This is a genomic window from Streptomyces sp. V3I8, assembly GCF_030817535.1.
Lineage (GTDB): Bacteria > Actinomycetota > Actinomycetes > Streptomycetales > Streptomycetaceae > Streptomyces.
Genome location: NZ_JAUSZL010000002.1, coordinates 2,656,767 through 2,674,022, shown reverse-complemented (window position 1 = coordinate 2,674,022; position 17,256 = coordinate 2,656,767). Strand labels below are relative to the sequence as shown.

16 protein-coding genes are annotated in these 17,256 nt (G+C 71.5%); 15 read left to right on the top strand and 1 reads right to left on the bottom strand.

The features are described from left to right. The first annotated feature begins 434 nt into the window (after positions 1–434). From QFZ75_RS11615 to ffh, 5 genes are all read left to right on the top strand, one after another. Positions 435–1,922, top strand: a complete 1,488-nt coding sequence (locus QFZ75_RS11615; RefSeq protein ID WP_307536219.1) for a hypothetical protein — start codon at positions 435–437, stop codon at positions 1,920–1,922. Between the two features lie 411 nt (positions 1,923–2,333). Beyond that, positions 2,334–3,674, top strand: coding sequence for an ammonium transporter (locus QFZ75_RS11610; protein ID WP_307536217.1), 1,341 nt, complete (start codon positions 2,334–2,336; stop codon positions 3,672–3,674). Continuing rightward, positions 3,671–4,009 (top strand): P-II family nitrogen regulator, encoded by a 339-nt coding sequence (locus QFZ75_RS11605; protein WP_055510557.1) that lies wholly within the window; start codon positions 3,671–3,673, stop codon positions 4,007–4,009. The genes QFZ75_RS11610 and QFZ75_RS11605 overlap by 4 nt, the downstream gene beginning before the upstream one ends. A gap of 26 nt (positions 4,010–4,035) precedes the next feature. Continuing rightward, complete coding sequence (locus tag QFZ75_RS11600; protein ID WP_307536216.1) at positions 4,036–6,495, top strand: [protein-PII] uridylyltransferase; 2,460 nt, start codon at positions 4,036–4,038, stop codon at positions 6,493–6,495. A gap of 126 nt (positions 6,496–6,621) precedes the next feature. After that, the gene (gene ffh / locus QFZ75_RS11595) at positions 6,622–8,175 is read left to right on the top strand and encodes a signal recognition particle protein (RefSeq protein WP_307536215.1); all 1,554 of its coding nucleotides are present in this window, start codon (positions 6,622–6,624) and stop codon (positions 8,173–8,175) included. A 180-nt stretch (positions 8,176–8,355) separates the two neighbouring features. On the opposite strand, the gene QFZ75_RS11590 is transcribed toward ffh, so the two are convergent. Then, positions 8,356–9,210 (bottom strand): SAM-dependent methyltransferase, encoded by an 855-nt coding sequence (locus QFZ75_RS11590; protein WP_307536213.1) that lies wholly within the window; start codon positions 9,208–9,210, stop codon positions 8,356–8,358. A 780-nt stretch (positions 9,211–9,990) separates the two neighbouring features. On the opposite strand from QFZ75_RS11590, the gene QFZ75_RS11585 reads away from it, so the two are divergent. The 10 genes from QFZ75_RS11585 (at position 9,991) to lepB (QFZ75_RS11540) (ending at position 17,183) form a co-directional block, all read left to right on the top strand. Beyond that, entirely contained in the window at positions 9,991–10,587 is a 597-nt protein-coding gene (locus QFZ75_RS11585) for a hypothetical protein (protein WP_307536212.1), read from the top strand. A gap of 343 nt (positions 10,588–10,930) precedes the next feature. Further along, a complete protein-coding gene (gene rpsP, locus QFZ75_RS11580) occupies positions 10,931–11,350 on the top strand; it encodes a 30S ribosomal protein S16 (protein WP_307536210.1) in 420 nt (139 codons plus the stop codon). 2 nt (positions 11,351–11,352) lie between these two features. Continuing rightward, a complete protein-coding gene (locus QFZ75_RS11575) occupies positions 11,353–11,592 on the top strand; it encodes an RNA-binding protein (protein ID WP_149515387.1) in 240 nt (79 codons plus the stop codon). A gap of 118 nt (positions 11,593–11,710) precedes the next feature. Next, a complete protein-coding gene (gene rimM, locus QFZ75_RS11570) occupies positions 11,711–12,295 on the top strand; it encodes a ribosome maturation factor RimM (RefSeq protein WP_307536208.1) in 585 nt (194 codons plus the stop codon). Beyond that, positions 12,295–13,116, top strand: coding sequence for a tRNA (guanosine(37)-N1)-methyltransferase TrmD (gene trmD, locus QFZ75_RS11565; RefSeq protein WP_307536207.1), 822 nt, complete (start codon positions 12,295–12,297; stop codon positions 13,114–13,116). Before rimM ends, trmD begins: the two co-directional genes overlap by 1 nt. Positions 13,117–13,252: 136 nt before the next feature. Further along, a complete protein-coding gene (gene rplS, locus QFZ75_RS11560) occupies positions 13,253–13,603 on the top strand; it encodes a 50S ribosomal protein L19 (RefSeq protein ID WP_307536205.1) in 351 nt (116 codons plus the stop codon). A gap of 44 nt (positions 13,604–13,647) precedes the next feature. Continuing rightward, entirely contained in the window at positions 13,648–14,400 is a 753-nt protein-coding gene (gene lepB, locus QFZ75_RS11555) for a signal peptidase I (RefSeq protein WP_307536203.1), read from the top strand. Next, on the top strand, positions 14,393–15,355 hold the full coding sequence (lepB, locus tag QFZ75_RS11550) for a signal peptidase I (protein WP_373465846.1): 963 nt from the start codon (positions 14,393–14,395) through the stop codon (positions 15,353–15,355). The genes lepB (QFZ75_RS11555) and lepB (QFZ75_RS11550) overlap by 8 nt, the downstream gene beginning before the upstream one ends. Positions 15,356–15,364: 9 nt before the next feature. Next, the gene (gene lepB / locus QFZ75_RS11545; protein WP_307536202.1) at positions 15,365–16,357 is read left to right on the top strand and encodes a signal peptidase I; all 993 of its coding nucleotides are present in this window, start codon (positions 15,365–15,367) and stop codon (positions 16,355–16,357) included. A gap of 79 nt (positions 16,358–16,436) precedes the next feature. Continuing rightward, the gene (lepB, locus tag QFZ75_RS11540; RefSeq protein WP_307536200.1) at positions 16,437–17,183 is read left to right on the top strand and encodes a signal peptidase I; all 747 of its coding nucleotides are present in this window, start codon (positions 16,437–16,439) and stop codon (positions 17,181–17,183) included. Positions 17,184–17,256: the final 73 nt, after the last annotated feature.

Genomic DNA, 17,256 nt, shown 5'->3' with positions numbered 1-17,256 from the left:
CCTCCAACGGGTCCGGTGCGCCCGTGGTTACGTCACGGATACGACTCGTGACTCTGGGTGCCCAGCGGTGCGCGGTCCATGCGGCGTCCGGTGGTGCGGTGGGTGGTGTGCCGGGCCGCATGCGCCCCGACGTGCATCTCTGCGCCCACTTCCGGCCGTCATGTGTCAAGTGAATCGCGCGGTGGCCGTCACGAGTTCATTCGAAGGGGTGGCGAATGGTGGCGTTTCCGCGATCGCCATGGCTGGGGCAGTGATCGAAGGATTACTGTGAGTGCACGAGTCCTGGGGATGCATGCGCCAGTGGGTATGCCGGAGGCAACCCGTCTTCCCGTTCGACGGGTGAGAACGGGCGGACGGGCGCCCCTGTTTACCGGCATTCTGGTAGGGCTTGGCGCACACAGCGCACAAGTGGGTTCAGGGATGGGGGCGTTCCAGTGGGCGGCAATGGCGGAAGCGCGGGGACCGCGACCGGCACGGACAAGCGCCCCAATGAGTTGTTGGGCTCGTGGTTCGTGCGCAGCGGCTGGTCCAAGGGCGAGCTGGCCCGGCAGGTGAACCGCAGAGCACGCCAGTTGGGCGCCGGCCACATCTCGACCGACACCTCGCGGGTACGCCGCTGGCTCGACGGGGAGAATCCGCGCGAGCCCATCCCGCGCATCCTCTCCGAGCTGTTCTCCGAGCGCTTCGGCTGCGCCGTCGCCGTCGAGGACCTCGGCCTGCGCGTCGCACACCAGGCACCGTCCGTGTCGGGCGTCGACCTGCCCTGGACCGGCCCCCAGACGGTCGCCCTGATCAGCGAGTTCTCGCGCAGCGACCTGATGCTGGCCCGGCGCGGCTTCCTCGGCGCGTCCCTGGTCCTGTCCGCGGGCCCCACGCTCATCGAGCCCATGCAGCGCTGGCTGGTGCCCAGCCCCGGCGCCCCACGCGAGGAGTCCCCGCTCTCCGCCGCCGCCTCCCGCCGGCCCGGCCGGCTCTCCCAGCCCGAGCTGGACCTCCTGGAGTCCACCACCGTCATGTTCCGCCAGTGGGACGCGCAGTGCGGCGGCGGCCTGCGCCGCAAGGCCGTCGTCGGCCAGCTGCACGAGGTGACCGACCTGCTCCAGGAGCCCCAGCCCGAGTCGACCACCAGGCGGCTGTTCAAGGTCGCCGCCGAACTGGCCGAGCTGGCGGGCTGGATGAGCTACGACGTGGGACTGCAGCCCACCGCCCAGAAGTACTTCGTCCTCGCCCTGCACGCCGCCAAGGAAGCCGCCGACCGGCCACTGGGCTCGTACATCCTCTCCAGCATGAGTCGCCAGATGATCCACCTGGGCCGGCCCGACGACGCGCTGGAACTGATCCACCTCGCACAGTACGGCAGCCGTGACTGCGCGAGCCCGCGCACCCAGTCCATGCTGTATGCGATGGAGGCCCGCGCCTACGCCAACATGGGGCAGCCCGGGAAGTGCAAGCGGGCCGTCCGGATGGCCGAGGACACCTTCGGGGACGCGGCGGAGTCCGGCGAGCCCGAGCCCGACTGGATCCGCTTCTTCTCCGAGGCCGAGCTGCACGGCGAGAACTCCCACTCCTACCGCGATCTCGCCTACGTGGCGGGCCGCAGCCCCACGTACGCCTCCCTGGCCGAACCGGTCATGCAGAAGGCCGTCGACCTCTTCGAGAAGGACCTCGAGCACCAGCGGTCGTACGCACTCAACCTCGTCGGCATGGGCACGGTCCACCTGCTCCGGCGCGAGCCCGAGCAGAGCACGGTCCTGGTGCGCAAGGCCCTCACGATCGCCAAGAAGGTGCGCTCCGAGCGGGTCAACACTCGTATCCGAAAAACCGTCGACACGGCCGTCCGCGACTTCGGCGACCTCGCCGCCGTCGTGGAACTGACCGACCAGCTCGCCGTCGACCTGCCCGAGACCGCCGAAGCGGTCTGACCCCCGGAACGCCGGCCGCGACCGCCGTCCATAACAGCCCGACTCGGCTCCCCCATGCCAGGTCATCGGACGGACGGCCGCGGCCGGTCTGCTTTTACGACTGAACCGGCGCCGCTCCCGCGGAGGTGGCTGAGCGCCGTCGGGGTTGCGCAATCGACGGCCTCGGGTCCACGGTCGTCCAGCGTCTCAAGGGCGTCCGGGGAAGGTTGCGCCACGATAACGATCGGAACCGGCGACATCCGGCGGTTCATCGACGCGTAACACGTACGTCCTCTTCGTCACCCGTGCGAAACATTCAGGGGCGCCGGTCGAAACGGCGCTGCGCCAATCTCTGGCACATAACCGGCCCACCCCTCACAACCGCTCATGGCTTCGCCCGCACGGGGCCGTACCAACGACGAGGAGACGCCGATGGCACCAGCCATCACGCTTGCCGCAGACGCTCCCACGCTGTCTGCCGCCAACACCGGGTTCATGCTCATCTGCTCCGCCCTGGTGCTGATCATGACTCCCGGCCTCGCCTTCTTCTACGGAGGCATGGTCCGGGTCAAGAGCACCTTGAACATGCTGATGATGAGCTTCATCAGCATGGGGATCATCACGATCCTGTGGGTGCTCTACGGCTTCTCCATGGCCTTCGGCACCGACTCGGGCAGCATCGTCGGCTGGTCCTCCGACTTCGTGGGTCTCAGCGGTATCGGCAAGGTGGAGCTCTGGGACGGTTACACCATCCCGATCTACGTCTTCGCCGTCTTCCAGCTGATGTTCGCGATCATCACACCCGCCCTGATCAGCGGCGCCCTCGCGGACCGCGTGAAGTTCACGGCCTGGTCGCTGTTCATCGCCCTGTGGGCCACGATCGTGTACTTCCCGGTCGCGCACTGGGTCTGGGGCACCGGCGGCTGGGCCTTCGAGCTCGGCGTCATCGACTTCGCCGGCGGTACGGCGGTCCACATCAACGCGGGTGCCGCGGCGCTCGGTGTGATCCTCGTGATCGGCAAGCGCGTCGGCTTCAAGAAGGACCCGATGCGCCCGCACAGCCTCCCGCTGGTGATGCTCGGCGCCGGTCTGCTGTGGTTCGGCTGGTTCGGGTTCAACGCCGGCTCCTGGCTCGGCAACGACGACGGCGTCGGCGCGCTGATGTTCGTCAACACCCAGGTCGCCACCGCCGCCGCCATGCTGGCCTGGCTCGCCTACGAGAAGATCCGCCACGGCGCGTTCACCACCCTCGGCGCGGCCTCCGGCGCGGTCGCCGGTCTGGTCGCCATCACCCCGTCCGGCGGCGCGGTCTCCCCGCTCGGCGCGATCGCGGTGGGCGCCATCGCCGGTGTGCTCTGCGCCATGGCCGTCGGCCTCAAGTACAAGTTCGGCTACGACGACTCCCTCGACGTCGTCGGGGTCCACCTCGTCGGCGGCATCGCCGGCTCCCTGCTGATCGGCTTCTTCGCCACCGGCGGCGGCCAGTCCGACGTCGCGGGCCTCTTCTACGGCGGCGGCCTCGACCAGTTCTGGAAGCAGTGCGCCGGTGTCTTCGGTGTCCTCGCCTACTCCCTCGTGGCCTCCGCGGTGCTCGCCCTCCTGATCGACAGGACGATAGGGATGCGCGTCCCCGAGGACGTCGAGGTCGCGGGCATCGACCAGGCCGAGCACGCCGAGACCGCATACGACTTCAGCGGCGCCGGCGGCGGCTCCGCACGCACCTCGGCCTCGGGCCCGGTCGCTGAATCCGCGAGCAAGAAGGTGGACGCATGAAGCTCATCACCGCCGTCGTCAAGCCCCACCGGCTCGACGAGATCAAGGAGGCCCTCCAGGCCTTCGGCGTCCACGGCCTCACGGTCACCGAGGCGAGCGGCTACGGTCGTCAGCGGGGCCACACCGAGGTCTACCGCGGTGCCGAGTACACCGTCGACCTCGTTCCCAAGATCCGTATCGAGGTACTGGTCGAGGACGACGACGCCGAGCAGCTGCTCGATGTCATCGTGAAGGCGGCCCGTACGGGCAAGATCGGGGACGGCAAGGTCTGGTCCGTCCCGGTCGAGACGGCGGTCCGGGTCCGGACCGGCGAGCGCGGACCCGACGCGCTGTAGTTCAGCAGACGAACAGGAGCCACTGGGTGACGAGTACGGGCATGCGTACGGAAGCAGAGGACTCGGGACCCAGCGGCTATGCGGCGGCCCGGCTGCGCCTCCTCCAGGAGGGGGCGCAGTCCGGGCCGCCGCGCCGTGCGGCCCTCGCCGGACTGACCGACGACTGGCTCTCCGGCCTGTTCGACGCGGGCGCCGAGAAACTGCGCGGCGTCTCCCTCGTCGCCGTCGGCGGCTACGGGCGCGGTGAACTCTCCCCGCGCAGCGACCTCGACCTGCTGCTCCTGCACGACGGCAGCGCCGACAGCGGGGCGGTGGCCTCCCTCGCCGACCGCATCTGGTACCCGGTCTGGGACCTCGGTCTCGACCTGGACCACTCCGTCCGTACGCCCGCGGAAGCACGCAGGACCGCGGGCGAGGACCTCAAGGTGCAGCTCGGGCTGCTCGACGCCCGCCACCTCGCCGGCGACCTCGGCCTGACCGCCGGACTGCGTACGGCCGTCCTCGCCGACTGGCGCAACCAGGCGCCCAGACGCCTGCCCGAACTCCAGGAGCTGTGCGCCGAGCGGGCCGAACGCCAGGGCGAACTGCAGTACCTGCTGGAACCCGACCTCAAGGAGGCCCGCGGCGGCCTGCGCGACGCCACCGCGCTGCGTGCCGTCGCCGCCTCCTGGCTCGCCGACGCCCCGCGCGAAGGCCTCGCCGACGCCCGCAGGAGCCTCCTCGACGTCCGGGACGCCCTGCACCTCGCCACCGGCCGCGCCACCGACCGCCTCGCCCTCCAGGAACAGGACCAGGTCGCCGCGGAACTGGGCCTGCTGGACGCCGACACCCTGCTCCGCCAGGTGTACGAGGCCGCCCGCGTCGTCTCGTACGCCAGCGACGTCACCTGGCGCGAGGTGGGACGCGTGCTGCGCTCGCGCGCCGTACGACCGCGGCTGCGCGCCATGCTCGGCGGCGGAAAGCCCGCCCCCGAGCGCTCCCCGCTGGCCGAGGGCGTCGTCGAGCAGGACGGTGAGGTCGTCCTCGCCCGCGCCGCCCGCCCCGACCGCGACCCCGTGCTGCCGCTGCGCGCCGCCGCCGCGGCCGCCCAGGCGGGCCTGCCCCTCTCGCTGCACGCGGTGCGCCGGATGGCCGCCGCGGTCCGTCCGCTGCCCACGCCGTGGCCCGCCGAGGCCCGCCAGCAGCTCGTCACGCTGCTCGGCTCGGGTCCCTCGACCATCGAGGTCTGGGAAGCCCTGGAGGCGGAGGGACTGATCACCGGGCTGCTGCCCGACTGGGAGCGCGTGCGCTGCCGGCCGCAGCGCAACGCCGTCCACATCTGGACCGTCGACCGCCACCTGATCGAGACGGCGGTACGCGCGGCGGAGTTCACCCGGCGCGTCCACCGCCCCGACCTCCTGCTGGTCGCCGCCCTGCTGCACGACATCGGCAAGGGCTGGCCAGGCGACCACTCGGTGGCCGGCGAGATCATCGCGCGGGACGTGGCGACCCGCATCGGCTTCGACCGCACGGACGTGGCGACCCTCGCCACGCTCGTACGCCGCCACCTGCTGCTCGTCGAGACGGCGACCCGGCGTGACCTGGAGGACCCGGCGACCGTACGCTCCGTCGCGGACGCGGTCGGCTCGCAGGGCACGCTGGAACTGCTGCACGCGCTCACCGAGGCGGACGCGCTGGCCACCGGGCCCGCCGCCTGGTCCTCCTGGCGTGCGTCGCTCGTCGCGGACCTGGTCAAGCGGGTCGCCGCCGTGCTCGCCGGGGACGACCCGGAGGAGCCCGAGGCCGCGGCGCCCACCGCCGAACAGGAACGGCTCGCCATCGAGGCGTTCCGCACCGGCGGCCCCGTGCTCGCGCTGCGCGCCCAGACCGAACCGCCGGCCGGGGAGCCCCCGGCGGAGCCGTCGGGGGAACCGGAGCCCCTCGGTGTCGAACTGCTCATCGCGGTGCCGGACCAGAAGGGCGTCCTGCCGGCCGTGGCGGGTGTCCTCGCCATGCACCGGCTCACCGTCCGGACGGCCGAACTGCGGGCGCTGGAACTGCCCGACGACGTCCCCGGCTCCGTCCTGCTCCTCGACTGGCGGGTCGCCGCCGAGTACGGGTCCCTGCCGCAGGCGGCCCGGCTGCGCGCCGACCTCGTACGCGCGCTCGACGGGTCCCTCGACATCGCTGGACGCCTCGCCGAGCGGGACGCCGCCTATCCGCGCAGGCGGGGTATCGCCGCACCCGCGGCCCGGGTGAGCGTGGCCGCCGCCGCGTCCCGGCTCGCCACGGTCATCGAGGTACGCGCCCACGACGCACCGGGGCTGCTGCACCGGATCGGACGGGCGCTGGACGACGCGCAGGTGCGGGTGCGCAGTGCGCATGTCTCCACGCTGGGGGCCAACGCGGTGGACGCGTTCTATGTGACGGGGTCCGAAGGGGACCCGCTGCCCGGGGAGCAGGCGGCCTCGCTGGCGCGGGCGCTGGAGGAGACGCTGCGGGAATGAGCGGCGGGTCTCCACCCCGTCACGGGACGGAACCCCGCGACGGGGTGGAGACCCTTCCTGGCGCGGGCGGATACCCTGGAGGGCGGACCTGCCCCCCTGCCCCCTACTTGAGGACTCGCGACCGCCGTGTTCGACACTCTCTCCGATCGCCTCGCAGCGACATTCAAGAACCTTCGCGGCAAGGGGCGCCTGTCCGAGGCGGACATCGACGCCACCGCGCGCGAGATCCGTATCGCCCTGCTGGAAGCGGACGTCGCGCTGCCGGTCGTCCGGGCCTTCATCAAGCAGGTCAAGGAGAGGGCCCTCGGCGTCGAGGTGTCCCAGGCGCTCAACCCCGCCCAGCAGGTCATCAAGATCGTCAACGAGGAGCTCGTCGGCATCCTCGGCGGCGAGACCCGGCGCCTGCGCTTCGCCAAGCAGCCGCCGACCGTGATCATGCTCGCGGGTCTGCAGGGTGCCGGTAAGACCACGCTCGCCGGAAAGCTCGGCAAGTGGCTGCAGGGCCAGGGGCACGCACCGCTGCTCGTCGCCTGCGACCTCCAGCGCCCGAACGCGGTGAACCAGCTCAGCGTCGTCGGCGAGCGCGCGGGTGTCGGCGTCTACGCGCCGCAGCCGGGCAACGGCGTCGGGGACCCGGTCCAGGTCGCCAAGGACTCCATCGAGTACGCGAAGCAGAAGCAGTACGACGTCGTCATCGTCGACACCGCGGGCCGCCTCGGCATCGACACCGAGCTGATGCAGCAGGCCGCCGACATCCGCGACGCGGTCTCGCCCGACGAGATCCTGTTCGTCGTCGACGCCATGGTCGGCCAGGACGCGGTCAACACCGCGGAGGCCTTCCGCGACGGGGTCGGCTTCGACGGCGTGGTCCTGTCCAAGCTCGACGGCGACGCCCGCGGTGGTGCGGCGCTGTCCATCGCGCACGTCACCGGCCGCCAGGTCATGTTCGCCTCCAACGGCGAGAAGCTGGACGACTTCGACGCGTTCCACCCGGACCGCATGGCGTCCCGCATCCTCGGCATGGGCGACGTGCTCACGCTGATCGAGAAGGCCGAGCAGACCTTCTCGCAGCAGGAGGCCGAGGCCATGGCCTCGAAGCTGGCCTCCAAGAAGGGCCAGGACTTCACGCTCGACGACTTCCTGGCCCAGATGGAGCAGGTCAGGAAGATGGGCTCCATCTCCAAGCTGCTCGGCATGCTGCCCGGGATGGGCCAGATCAAGGACCAGATCAACAACCTCGACGAGCGCGACGTCGACCGTACGGCCGCGATCATCAAGTCGATGACCCCGGCCGAGCGCCAGGACGCGACGATCATCAACGGCTCGCGGCGCGCCCGTATCGCCAAGGGTTCCGGTGTCGACGTCAGCGCGGTCAAGGGCCTGGTCGAGCGGTTCTTCGAGGCCCGCAAGATGATGTCCCGGATGGCCCAGGGCGGCGGCATGCCGGGGATGCCCGGGATGCCGGGCATGGGCGGCGGTGCCGGCCGGTCGAAGAAGCAGCCCAAGAAGGCGAAGGGCAAGCAGCGGTCCGGCAACCCGATGAAGCGCAAGCAGCAGGAGGAGGAGGCCGCGGCCCGGCGGGAGGCCGCGGGGCAGGCGGGCGGGGCGCTCGGCCTGCCGGGCGGCCAGCAGCCGCAGAACTTCGAACTCCCCGACGAGTTCAAGAAGTTCATGGGCTAGGGCCCTTTTCACCCCCGACCCCCGGTCCTCAAACGCCGGACGGGCCGACCCGGTCGGCCCGTCCGGCGTTTGAGGACGAGCGCGGCAGCGCGATGGCGAGGGTCCGGGGGCGGCAGCCCCCGGGGTGGGGACGGGCAGGGGCGGCGGGGGCGAAGAACGCCCCGCCGCGAACGCGTCGACTCAGGCCGTCCGGGCGATCAGATAGCGGAAGACGTTCGGCATCCACACCGTCCCGTCCCGCCGCGCATACGGATGCAGAGCCTCCCGCACCTCCTTGTCGACCTGCACCCGGTCCGTGGCGGCGACGGCCGCGTCGAAGAACCCCGTCGACAGCAGCCCCCGCACGGCGTTGTCCGCGTCCGCGTACCCGAAGGGGCACGCGACCCGCCCGGACCCGTCGGGCCGCAGCCCGGCCCGCTCGGCGACCTCCTCCAGGTCGTCCCGCAGGGCCGGACGCCAGTTCCCCGGCCCCCGCAGCCTGTTCGCCAGCTTGCCGGCGACCCGGAGCACCGAGGACGTGGCACACCGCTCCGGAGGTCCCCAGCCCGCCAGGACCACCGGAACCCCTCCGCCGACGAGCGGCGCCGCCGCCGCGAGCGACTCGGCGAGCCCTTCGGAGTCGCCGGCCACGCACCCGACCGGTTCGAAGGCGGTCACCAGGTTGTACGCCGCCGCCGGGCCGCCGACGTCCGCCGGTTCCCCCTCCGTGAGCCGCGCGTCGCCCGGCGCACGCGCGCCGCGCGCTTCGGCCGACAGCCGCTCCCGCGCGAGAGCCAGCCGCTCCGGCGCGTGCGCCTGCAGTCCGGTGACCGAAGCGCCCCGCGCCGCGGCCATCAGCAGCGCCAGACCGGATCCGCAGCCGAGCCCCAGGAGCCTGGTCGACGAGCCCACTTCGAGTCGCTCGTAGACCGCCTCGTAGAGCGGTACGAGCATCCGCTCCTGAATCTCGGCCCAGTCACGCGCGCGTGCCCACTGGTCCACCTGGGGCTTGGCCCCCGAGTGAGGCAGGTGCTGCCGCACGAGCGTAGGTGTCATCGAATGTGCCCCAATCCGCCGAGAGTTGCCTTTGTGACTCGGTTGTCCACCCCCGTGCAGTGCGCTCGCACTCCCCCCGTATGCCAGGAAACTCCGCGCTCGTCGCGGAGTCCAGGGGTTGAGGAGCCCGGTTTGCGTACCATCCGCGCACGCCGTGAAAATTCACATACCGGCAACATGTGCCTCCGCCGGCCGGCCGTCGCGCGGACACCTGTTCGTCGCTCGGGCCCGGCGGGGCGGATGGCCTGAACGCGTCCTGCGGTGATGACAGCGGGTTGCGGACGCACCCCCGCCCCGGCCCGCCCCGGCTCCGTACAGGCGGTGGCCACGGCCGTCGAAGGCGACGATCCGGTTCCGGCCAAGGTCCGCAGGCGCGAGGAGGTCCCGTACCCGGCACGTGCCCGGCGGGCGCGGAGCCGGCGCGCGCGGGGGACCGTACGGCTGCGCCGGGTGGGACCGGGTCGGTGCCCGGGACCGTCCCGCACGCGGTAACGTCGGCACCGTGGCCCGCGCCCACCGGTCCCCGGGATTCCGCCGCGAGAAGGACCGAATCGCCCCTTGCGCACCCGGCGGCCCCGGTCGTCCCGGTGTGCGGACAGCGTCTACGTGGCGCGACGTACGCGTCGCTACGTACCGGCTGAGTGCGAACTGTGAGGCTTCTCCGCAGATCAGCGCACCCGCCCTCGTCAGGACGCATCAGCGGCAACTGACGGGTACGTGCAAAATATTTGGGATGCCCCGGAATAGGAACACAGAGGCACCCCGGCTCGTTGTCATTACGTGAGCACGACACCACCTGTTCTCGCCGCAGAGCTGGCAGGGGCGTGGGCCGACATTCAGCGGCACCACCCCGAGCTGCCCGATCTTGCCGCGCCAGAGTCCCTGATCGGGGAGTCGTCGTCCGCCTGCGGACACGAACTCTCCTTCGAACGACTGCTTCATGAAGCAGTCCACGGCATCGCCGCCGCGCGAGGAGTCCGCGACACCTCCCGCGCCGGCCGGTACCACAACCGCAGATTCCTCGCGATCGCCGAGGAGCTGGGCCTGGACCACCCGGAGGAACCGCATCCCAGCAGCGGTTTCTCCCTGGTCACGCTCAACCCCGAGGCGAAGCGGCGCTACCGCCCGACGACGGAGAGACTGCAGCGCGCCCTCAAGGCGCACACGGTCGCGACCGCCGCCGACACCGCCCGGAGCTTCCGCGGTCCGGCCGCCCGGCACGGCTCGTCCGGCGGGGGTGTGCGGGTGAAGGCGGTCTGCGACTGCGGGCGCAACGTCCGCGTCGTCCCGTCGGTCCTCGCGCAGGCGCCGATCGTGTGCGGAGGGTGCGGCAAGCCGTTCCGCATCCCGGAGGTGGTCGGCGCGGCGGCGGGCTGAGCGGCGGCCGACGCGGCGGCGGGACGTCCTGCCGCGGGGGTGGTGCGGAAGAGCGCGGCGGCACTTCGTGGGTGCCGGCTCGAGAGGCGGCCCGCCCCGACGGCAGTACCCGTGCCGGACCCGGCGGTGCCGCGGTCCGGCCGACGGCCGCCCGGGACCGGGCGGGCCGGTACCTCTGTGTCGATACGCCCGTCAGGGTGTGGCAGAATGGTCAGCTGTACTCGCAGCCGCACAGGACCCCTCTCTCCTCCGGCTGACGCGTCCATCGGGCACTCGGGTACCGCAACCCCACGCGGCAACCTCGCCGTGCCCAACCACGTCAAGACCAGGAGAGACCACTCCCGTGGCAGTCAAGATCAAGCTGAAGCGTCTGGGCAAGATCCGTGCGCCTCACTACCGCATCGTCGTCGCCGACTCCCGTACCCGCCGTGACGGCCGGGCCATCGAGGAGATCGGCCTGTACCACCCGGTGCAGAACCCCTCGCGTATCGAGGTCGACTCCGAGCGTGCGCAGTACTGGCTGGGTGTCGGCGCGCAGCCGACCGAGCCCGTCCTCGCCATTCTCAAGCTGACCGGCGACTGGCAGAAGCACAAGGGCGAGCCCGCCCCGCCCCCGCTGCTCGTCGCCGAGCCGAAGGCCACGCGCCCGCTGTTCGAGGCCCTCGGTGGCGACGACCAGGGCAAGGGTGAGGCCATCACCCAGAAGAAGAAGACTGAGAAGAAGGACGAGGCCGCCGCCGAGTCCGAGTCGACCGAGGCCTGAGCATGCTCGAGGAGGCTCTCGAGCACCTCGTGAAGGGCATCGTCGACAACCCGGACGAGGTACAGGTCGCCTCGCGCGACCTGCGCCGCGGACGCGTCCTCGAGGTCCGGGTCCACCCCGACGACCTCGGCAAGGTGATCGGCCGCAACGGCCGCACCGCGCGCGCCCTGCGCACCGTCGTGGGCGCCATCGGCGGCCGCGGTGTCCGCGTCGACCTCGTCGACGTGGACCACGTCCGCTGACGTACACGCAGCACCGGCTCGGGCCGGGGACGGCCATCGGCCGTCCCCGGCCCGTGGTCGTCCACGCGCCGACGCCGTGGACGCACGAGCCGTGGACACACGACAGGAGAGCAGGCAAGTGCAGCTGGTAGTCGCGCGGGTGGGCCGCGCCCATGGCATCAAGGGCGAGGTCACCGTCGAGGTACGCACCGACGAGCCGGAACTGCGGCTCGCGCCCGGTGCCGTCCTGGCCACGGACCCCGCCTCGGCCGGTCCGCTGACCATCGAGACGGGCCGGGTGCACAGCGGCCGCCTCCTGCTGCGCTTCGCGGGCGTACGCGACCGCAACGGCGCCGAGGCGCTGCGCAACACCCTGCTGATCGCCGAGGTCGACCCCGACCAGGTGCCCGAGGAACCGGACGAGTACTACGACCACCAGCTCATGGACCTGGACGTCGTCCTGAAGGACGGCACCGAGGTCGGCCGGATCACCGAGATCTCCCATCTGCCCTCGCAGGACCTCTTCGTGGTCGAGCGGGCCGACGGGACCGAGCTGCTGATCCCGTTCGTCGAGGAGATCGTCACCGAGATCGACCTGGCGGAGCAGCGAGCCGTCATCGACCCGCCGCCCGGCCTGATCGACGACAGGGCCGAGATCGCCTCCGCGGGGGATGCCTCCGGCGAGGGGACCGGGGACGGCTCCGCCGCGGGGACCGGCCACTGATGCGGCTCGACGTCCTCACGATCTTCCCCGAGTACCTGGAACCGCTGAACGTTTCCCTCGTGGGGAAGGCACGCGCGCGTGGACAGCTCGACGTGCACGTGCACGACCTGCGGGAGTGGACCCACGACCGGCACAACACGGTCGACGACACCCCCTACGGCGGCGGCCCCGGCATGGTCATGAAGACGGACCCCTGGGGCGACGCCCTGGACTCCGTCCTCGCGGACGGCTACGAGACGGGCTCCCGTGGGCCCGTCCTGGTCGTCCCCACGCCCAGCGGCCGTCCCTTCACCCAGGAACTCGCCGTCGAGCTCTCCGAGTGCCCCTGGCTGGTCTTCACGCCCGCCCGCTACGAGGGCATCGACCGCCGGGTCGTCGACGAGTACGCCACCCGCATGCCGGTCCACGAGGTCTCCATCGGTGACTACGTGCTGGCCGGCGGCGAGGCGGCCGTCCTCGTCGTCACGGAGGCCGTAGCCCGGCTGCTGCCGGGCGTCCTCGGCAACGCCGAGTCGCACCGCGACGACTCGTTCGCGCCGGGAGCGATGGCGAACCTCCTGGAGGGGCCCGTCTACACGAAGCCGCCCCGGTGGCGCGGCCGGGAGATCCCGGAGGTGCTGCTCAGCGGCCACCACGGGAAGATCGCCCGCTGGCGCCGGGACGAGGCCCTGCGGCGCACGACCGCCAACCGGCCGGACCTCATCGAGCGCTGCGACCCCGCCGCCTTCGACAAGAAGGACCGCGAGATGCTCTCCATCCTCGGCTGGCAGCCCGGCCCCGACGGCCGATTTGGGCGCAGGCCCGACACCGTGGAAGAATAGGCCGTTGCTGTACGTCGTCCGGCGTGCGCCCCTGCCACAGGGGGACACGACGCCCGCCCCGACGAGAACAGCTCCCTTTCTGGAAGCACCTACTTCCGTCGATGACCTGTGGCATCGGCGAAGAAAGCAGACGATCATGTCCAACCTGCTCGCGTCCGTCGACGCAGCGTCGCTGCGCAGCGACATCCCGGCCTTCCGCCCGGGCGACACCGTCAACGTCCACGTGCGTGTCATCGAGGGCAACCGCTCGCGTGTGCAGCAGTTCAAGGGCGTAGTCATCCGCCGCCAGGGCGCCGGTGTCCGCGAGACCTTCTCCGTCCGCAAGGTCTCCTTCTCCGTCGGCGTCGAGCGCACCTTCCCGGTGCACACCCCGATCGTCGAGAAGATCGAGCTCGTCAGCCGCGGTGCCGTGCGTCGCGCCAAGCTCTACTACCTCCGTGACCTGCGCGGCAAGGCCGCGAAGATCAAGGAGAAGCGCGACAGGTGATCTCGCGCGGAGGCCGTGTGAAGGCCGGATAGCATCTGGCCCACATGGACGCCGAAGCACAGCAGACGGAGCGCGACCGCTCCTCCCAACCCGCCGTACCCGAGGAGACCCCGGGCACCGCAGGGGCGGAGGAGCGGTCGCGTTTCGCGTTGGTGGCCCGGGCCGCGGAGTGGGTTCCGGGCGGACGGATCACCCTGACCGTGCTGTTCTGCCTGGTCTCGCTGCTGCTGCTCACCCGGTTCGTGATCCAGCCGTTCGAGATTCCCAGCGGCTCGATGGAGCCGGGATTGAGGATCGGGGACCGCGTTCTCGTAAATAAGTTGGCGTACCGTTTCGGTGCTGAGCCGAGGCGCGGTGACGTCGTCGTGTTCGACGGCACCGGTTACTTCGGTGACGCCGACTACATCAAACGTGTCGTCGGCGTGGGAGGAGACCACGTGGTCTGCTGCGACAGGCAGGGGAGGATCGAGGTGAACGGCCGTCTCGTCGACGAGTCGACGTTTCTGTACCCGGGGGACGAGCCGTCCGAAGTGCCCTTCGACGTCGTCGTCCCCGACGGCACCCTCTTCGTCCTCGGCGACCACCGCGGCGACTCGAGCGACTCCCGCGACCACCTCGGCTCGCCGGGCGGCGGCATGGTCCCCGTCGGCGGGGTGATCGGCAGAGCCGACTGGATCGCCTGGCCCTCCGGCCACTGGGCCCGTGTCGAACGCGCCGGCGGCTACGCGCGCGTGCCCGCCGCGAGTCCGGTCGCCCGGGGGACGGACGGGCGGACCGCGGACGGTGTCCATGGGTAACCGCGGCAGGCCGCGCGGCACCCACGGCGCCGCCGAGGACCTTCTGCCCACCGGCACCCGGCGTACCGGCGGCCCGGTGCTGCCCGGCCGCGCCGACCGGCGCAAACTGGCCCGGAAGGTCAAGCGGCGCAGACAGCGCTCGGCGGTCAAGGAGATACCGCTCCTGATCGGTGTCGCCCTGCTCATCGCGCTCGTCCTGAAGACGTTCCTCGTGCAGGCCTTCGTGATCCCCTCGGGCTCCATGGAGCAGACGATCCGGATCGGCGACCGCGTGCTGGTCGACAAACTCACGCCCTGGTTCGGTTCGAGGCCCGAGCGCGGTGACGTCGTCGTGTTCAAGGACCCCGGCGGCTGGCTGGAGGACGAGCAGCCGGTGGCGAAGACGGACGACCCCATCGTCGTCAAGCAGGTCAAGGAGGTGCTGACCTTCATCGGCCTGCTGCCCTCCGACAACGAACGGGACCTGATCAAGCGGGTCGTCGCGGTCGGCGGTGACACCGTGAAGTGCTGTGACACCCAGGGGCGCGTGACCGTCAACGGGATGCCGCTCGACGAGCCGTACATCAACCCGGGTGACAAACCCTCCTCGCTCGTGTTCACCGTGAAGGTGCCCGAGGGGCGCCTGTGGGTGATGGGCGACCACCGGTCCAACTCCGCCGACTCCCGCTTCCACCGCAACGAGAAGGGCGGCGGCACCATCTCCGAGGACGTCGTGGGCCGCGCCATGGTCATCGCCTGGCCCATCGGCCACTGGACCCGTCTCGAGGAGCCGGACACGTACGCGTCCGTACCCGACGCGGCGAACGGGGCGGTCACCGCGCTCGGCACGTCGCATAGGGTGGCCACCGGGGATCGATACGGATTGATCCCGCTCCCGACTCCTGCGGAACTCCCGCTCGTTATGGGAGTGGTGGGCCTGCGTCGTATCCGTCGCAGGCGGCGGCACACGGAGTGAGGAGTGGATGTGGGGGATTTGGCGGTCGGCGCACGATCCGGACACGAGGGCCCCGAGGAGCGGCCCGGGCGATCCGAGGAGCGGCCGGGACGATCCGAAGAGCCGGTCCCCCCGGCCGCGGAGGACGACGTGCCCCCCGGAGCCGACTCCGGCTCCGGTGACGACGCAGGCAGGGGCGGGGGCCGGGACGAGCGGGACGACACCGACGGCGCCGCTCCGGCGCCGCGGAAGCAGCGGTCGTTCTGGAAGGAACTCCCGCTGCTCATCGGCATCGCGCTGGTGCTCGCGCTGCTGATCAAGACCTTCCTGGTGCAGGCGTTCTCGATCCCCTCGGACTCGATGCAGAACACCCTTCAGCAGGGTGACCGCGTCCTCGTCGACAAGCTGACCCCGTGGTTCGGCTCGGAGCCCGAGCGCGGCGAAGTGGTCGTCTTCCACGACCCCGCCGAGTGGCTGGCGGGCGAGCCCACGGCGGATCCGAACGTGCTCCAGACGGCCCTCAGCTGGATCGGCCTGATGCCCTCCTCCGAGGAGAAGGACCTCATCAAGCGTGTCGTCGGCGTCGGCGGGGACACCGTCGAGTGCAAGGGCACCGGGCCGCTGAAGGTCAACGGCAAGGCGCTGAACGAGCCGTACGTGTACCCGGGCAACACGCCCTGCACCGTGGACGACGGCGGCGGCCAGTTCAAGGTGAAGGTTCCCGAAGGCAAAATCTGGGTCATGGGTGACCACCGGCAGAACTCGCTGGACTCCCGCTACCACCAGCAGGACAAGCACCAGGGCTTCGTGCCCGTGGGCAACGTCGTGGGCCGCGCCGTCGTCGTCGCCTGGCCGCCCACCCGCTGGTCGACGCTCCCGGTGCCGGACACCTTCGACCAGAACCTGAGCGCCGCCGCTCCGGGCGTGCTCGGACTCGCGGGCGCGGTGCCGCTGGTGCTGTGGCGCAGGCGCCGCCCCACCGTCGGGAACACCAGGGTTTCTGGGTCGCGTACCGCCGGGTAGGGTGCCGTCCCAGACGCCGATCTTCCGTGGCCCGGACCTGGGCCGCGAGGTCGATTCTCCGAGGTGGGGGAGGACTGGGATGAGCGGGACACGCCGTACGGACGAGGGCCACGGACGGCTCGGCAGCAAGCTGTCGGGGCTGGCCGTGGCCCTCGGCTGTGTGCTCTTCCTCGGTGGGTTCGCCTGGGGGGCGGTCGTCTACCAGCCGTACACCGTGCCGACCGACTCGATGTCGCCGACCATCGCGGGCGGCGACCGGGTGCTCGCCGAGCGGATCGACGGCTCCGAGGTCGAGCGCGGTGACGTCGTCGTCTTCAAGCAGGCCAGCTGGGGCGACCTCCCCATGGTGAAGCGGGTCGTCGCCGTCGGCGGGGACACGGTCGCCTGCTGCACGCAGGACAGGCTGACCGTGAACGGCAAGAAGATCGACGAACCGTATCTGCCCGAGGGCAGCGCGGCCGAGTCGTCCACGATCCCCTCCATCGAGGTACCCAGGGGCCGGCTCTTCCTGCTCGGCGACGAGCGCAGCGGCTCACTGGACTCCACCGCCCACCTGACGGAGGCCGGCAACGGCACGGTGCCGCGCAGCGCCGTGAACGCGCGCGTCGACGCGGTGGCCTGGCCCATGAACGGCATGCTGGCCCGCCCCACCGGCTTCGAGGAACTCGGCGGGACCTCCGAGCCCGGTCCCCTGCGACTCGTCCTCGCGGCGATCGTGGTGGGCGCGGTGCTCGTGCTCGGCGGCGCCGCGTACGGGCCGATCGCCAAGCGGGCGGGGCGCCGGCGGGACGGTCGGGGAACGAGGGAGCAGGCTCTTGCCGGCTGAAGGGGCCGCGCCGGCGGGTGACCGGGTGGCCGCGGGGTCCGAGGGCACGGCCTCCAAGGGCACGGGGTCCGAG

What these genes read in the sequence shown, in the direction of transcription:
- QFZ75_RS11610 (WP_307536217.1), top strand. Translation starts at nt 2,334, where the DNA reads ATGGCACCAGCCATCACGCTTGCCGCAGACGCTCCCACGCTGTCTGCC.
- QFZ75_RS11605 (WP_055510557.1), top strand. Translation starts at nt 3,671, where the DNA reads ATGAAGCTCATCACCGCCGTCGTCAAGCCCCACCGGCTCGACGAGATC.
- QFZ75_RS11590 (WP_307536213.1), bottom strand. Translation starts at nt 9,210, where the DNA reads ATGACACCTACGCTCGTGCGGCAGCACCTGCCTCACTCGGGGGCCAAG.
- QFZ75_RS11575 (WP_149515387.1), top strand. Translation starts at nt 11,353, where the DNA reads ATGCTCGAGGAGGCTCTCGAGCACCTCGTGAAGGGCATCGTCGACAAC.
- trmD (WP_307536207.1), top strand. Translation starts at nt 12,295, where the DNA reads ATGCGGCTCGACGTCCTCACGATCTTCCCCGAGTACCTGGAACCGCTG.
- rplS (WP_307536205.1), top strand. Translation starts at nt 13,253, where the DNA reads ATGTCCAACCTGCTCGCGTCCGTCGACGCAGCGTCGCTGCGCAGCGAC.
- lepB (WP_307536203.1), top strand. Translation starts at nt 13,648, where the DNA reads ATGGACGCCGAAGCACAGCAGACGGAGCGCGACCGCTCCTCCCAACCC.
- lepB (WP_373465846.1), top strand. Translation starts at nt 14,393, where the DNA reads ATGGGTAACCGCGGCAGGCCGCGCGGCACCCACGGCGCCGCCGAGGAC.
- lepB (WP_307536200.1), top strand. Translation starts at nt 16,437, where the DNA reads ATGAGCGGGACACGCCGTACGGACGAGGGCCACGGACGGCTCGGCAGC.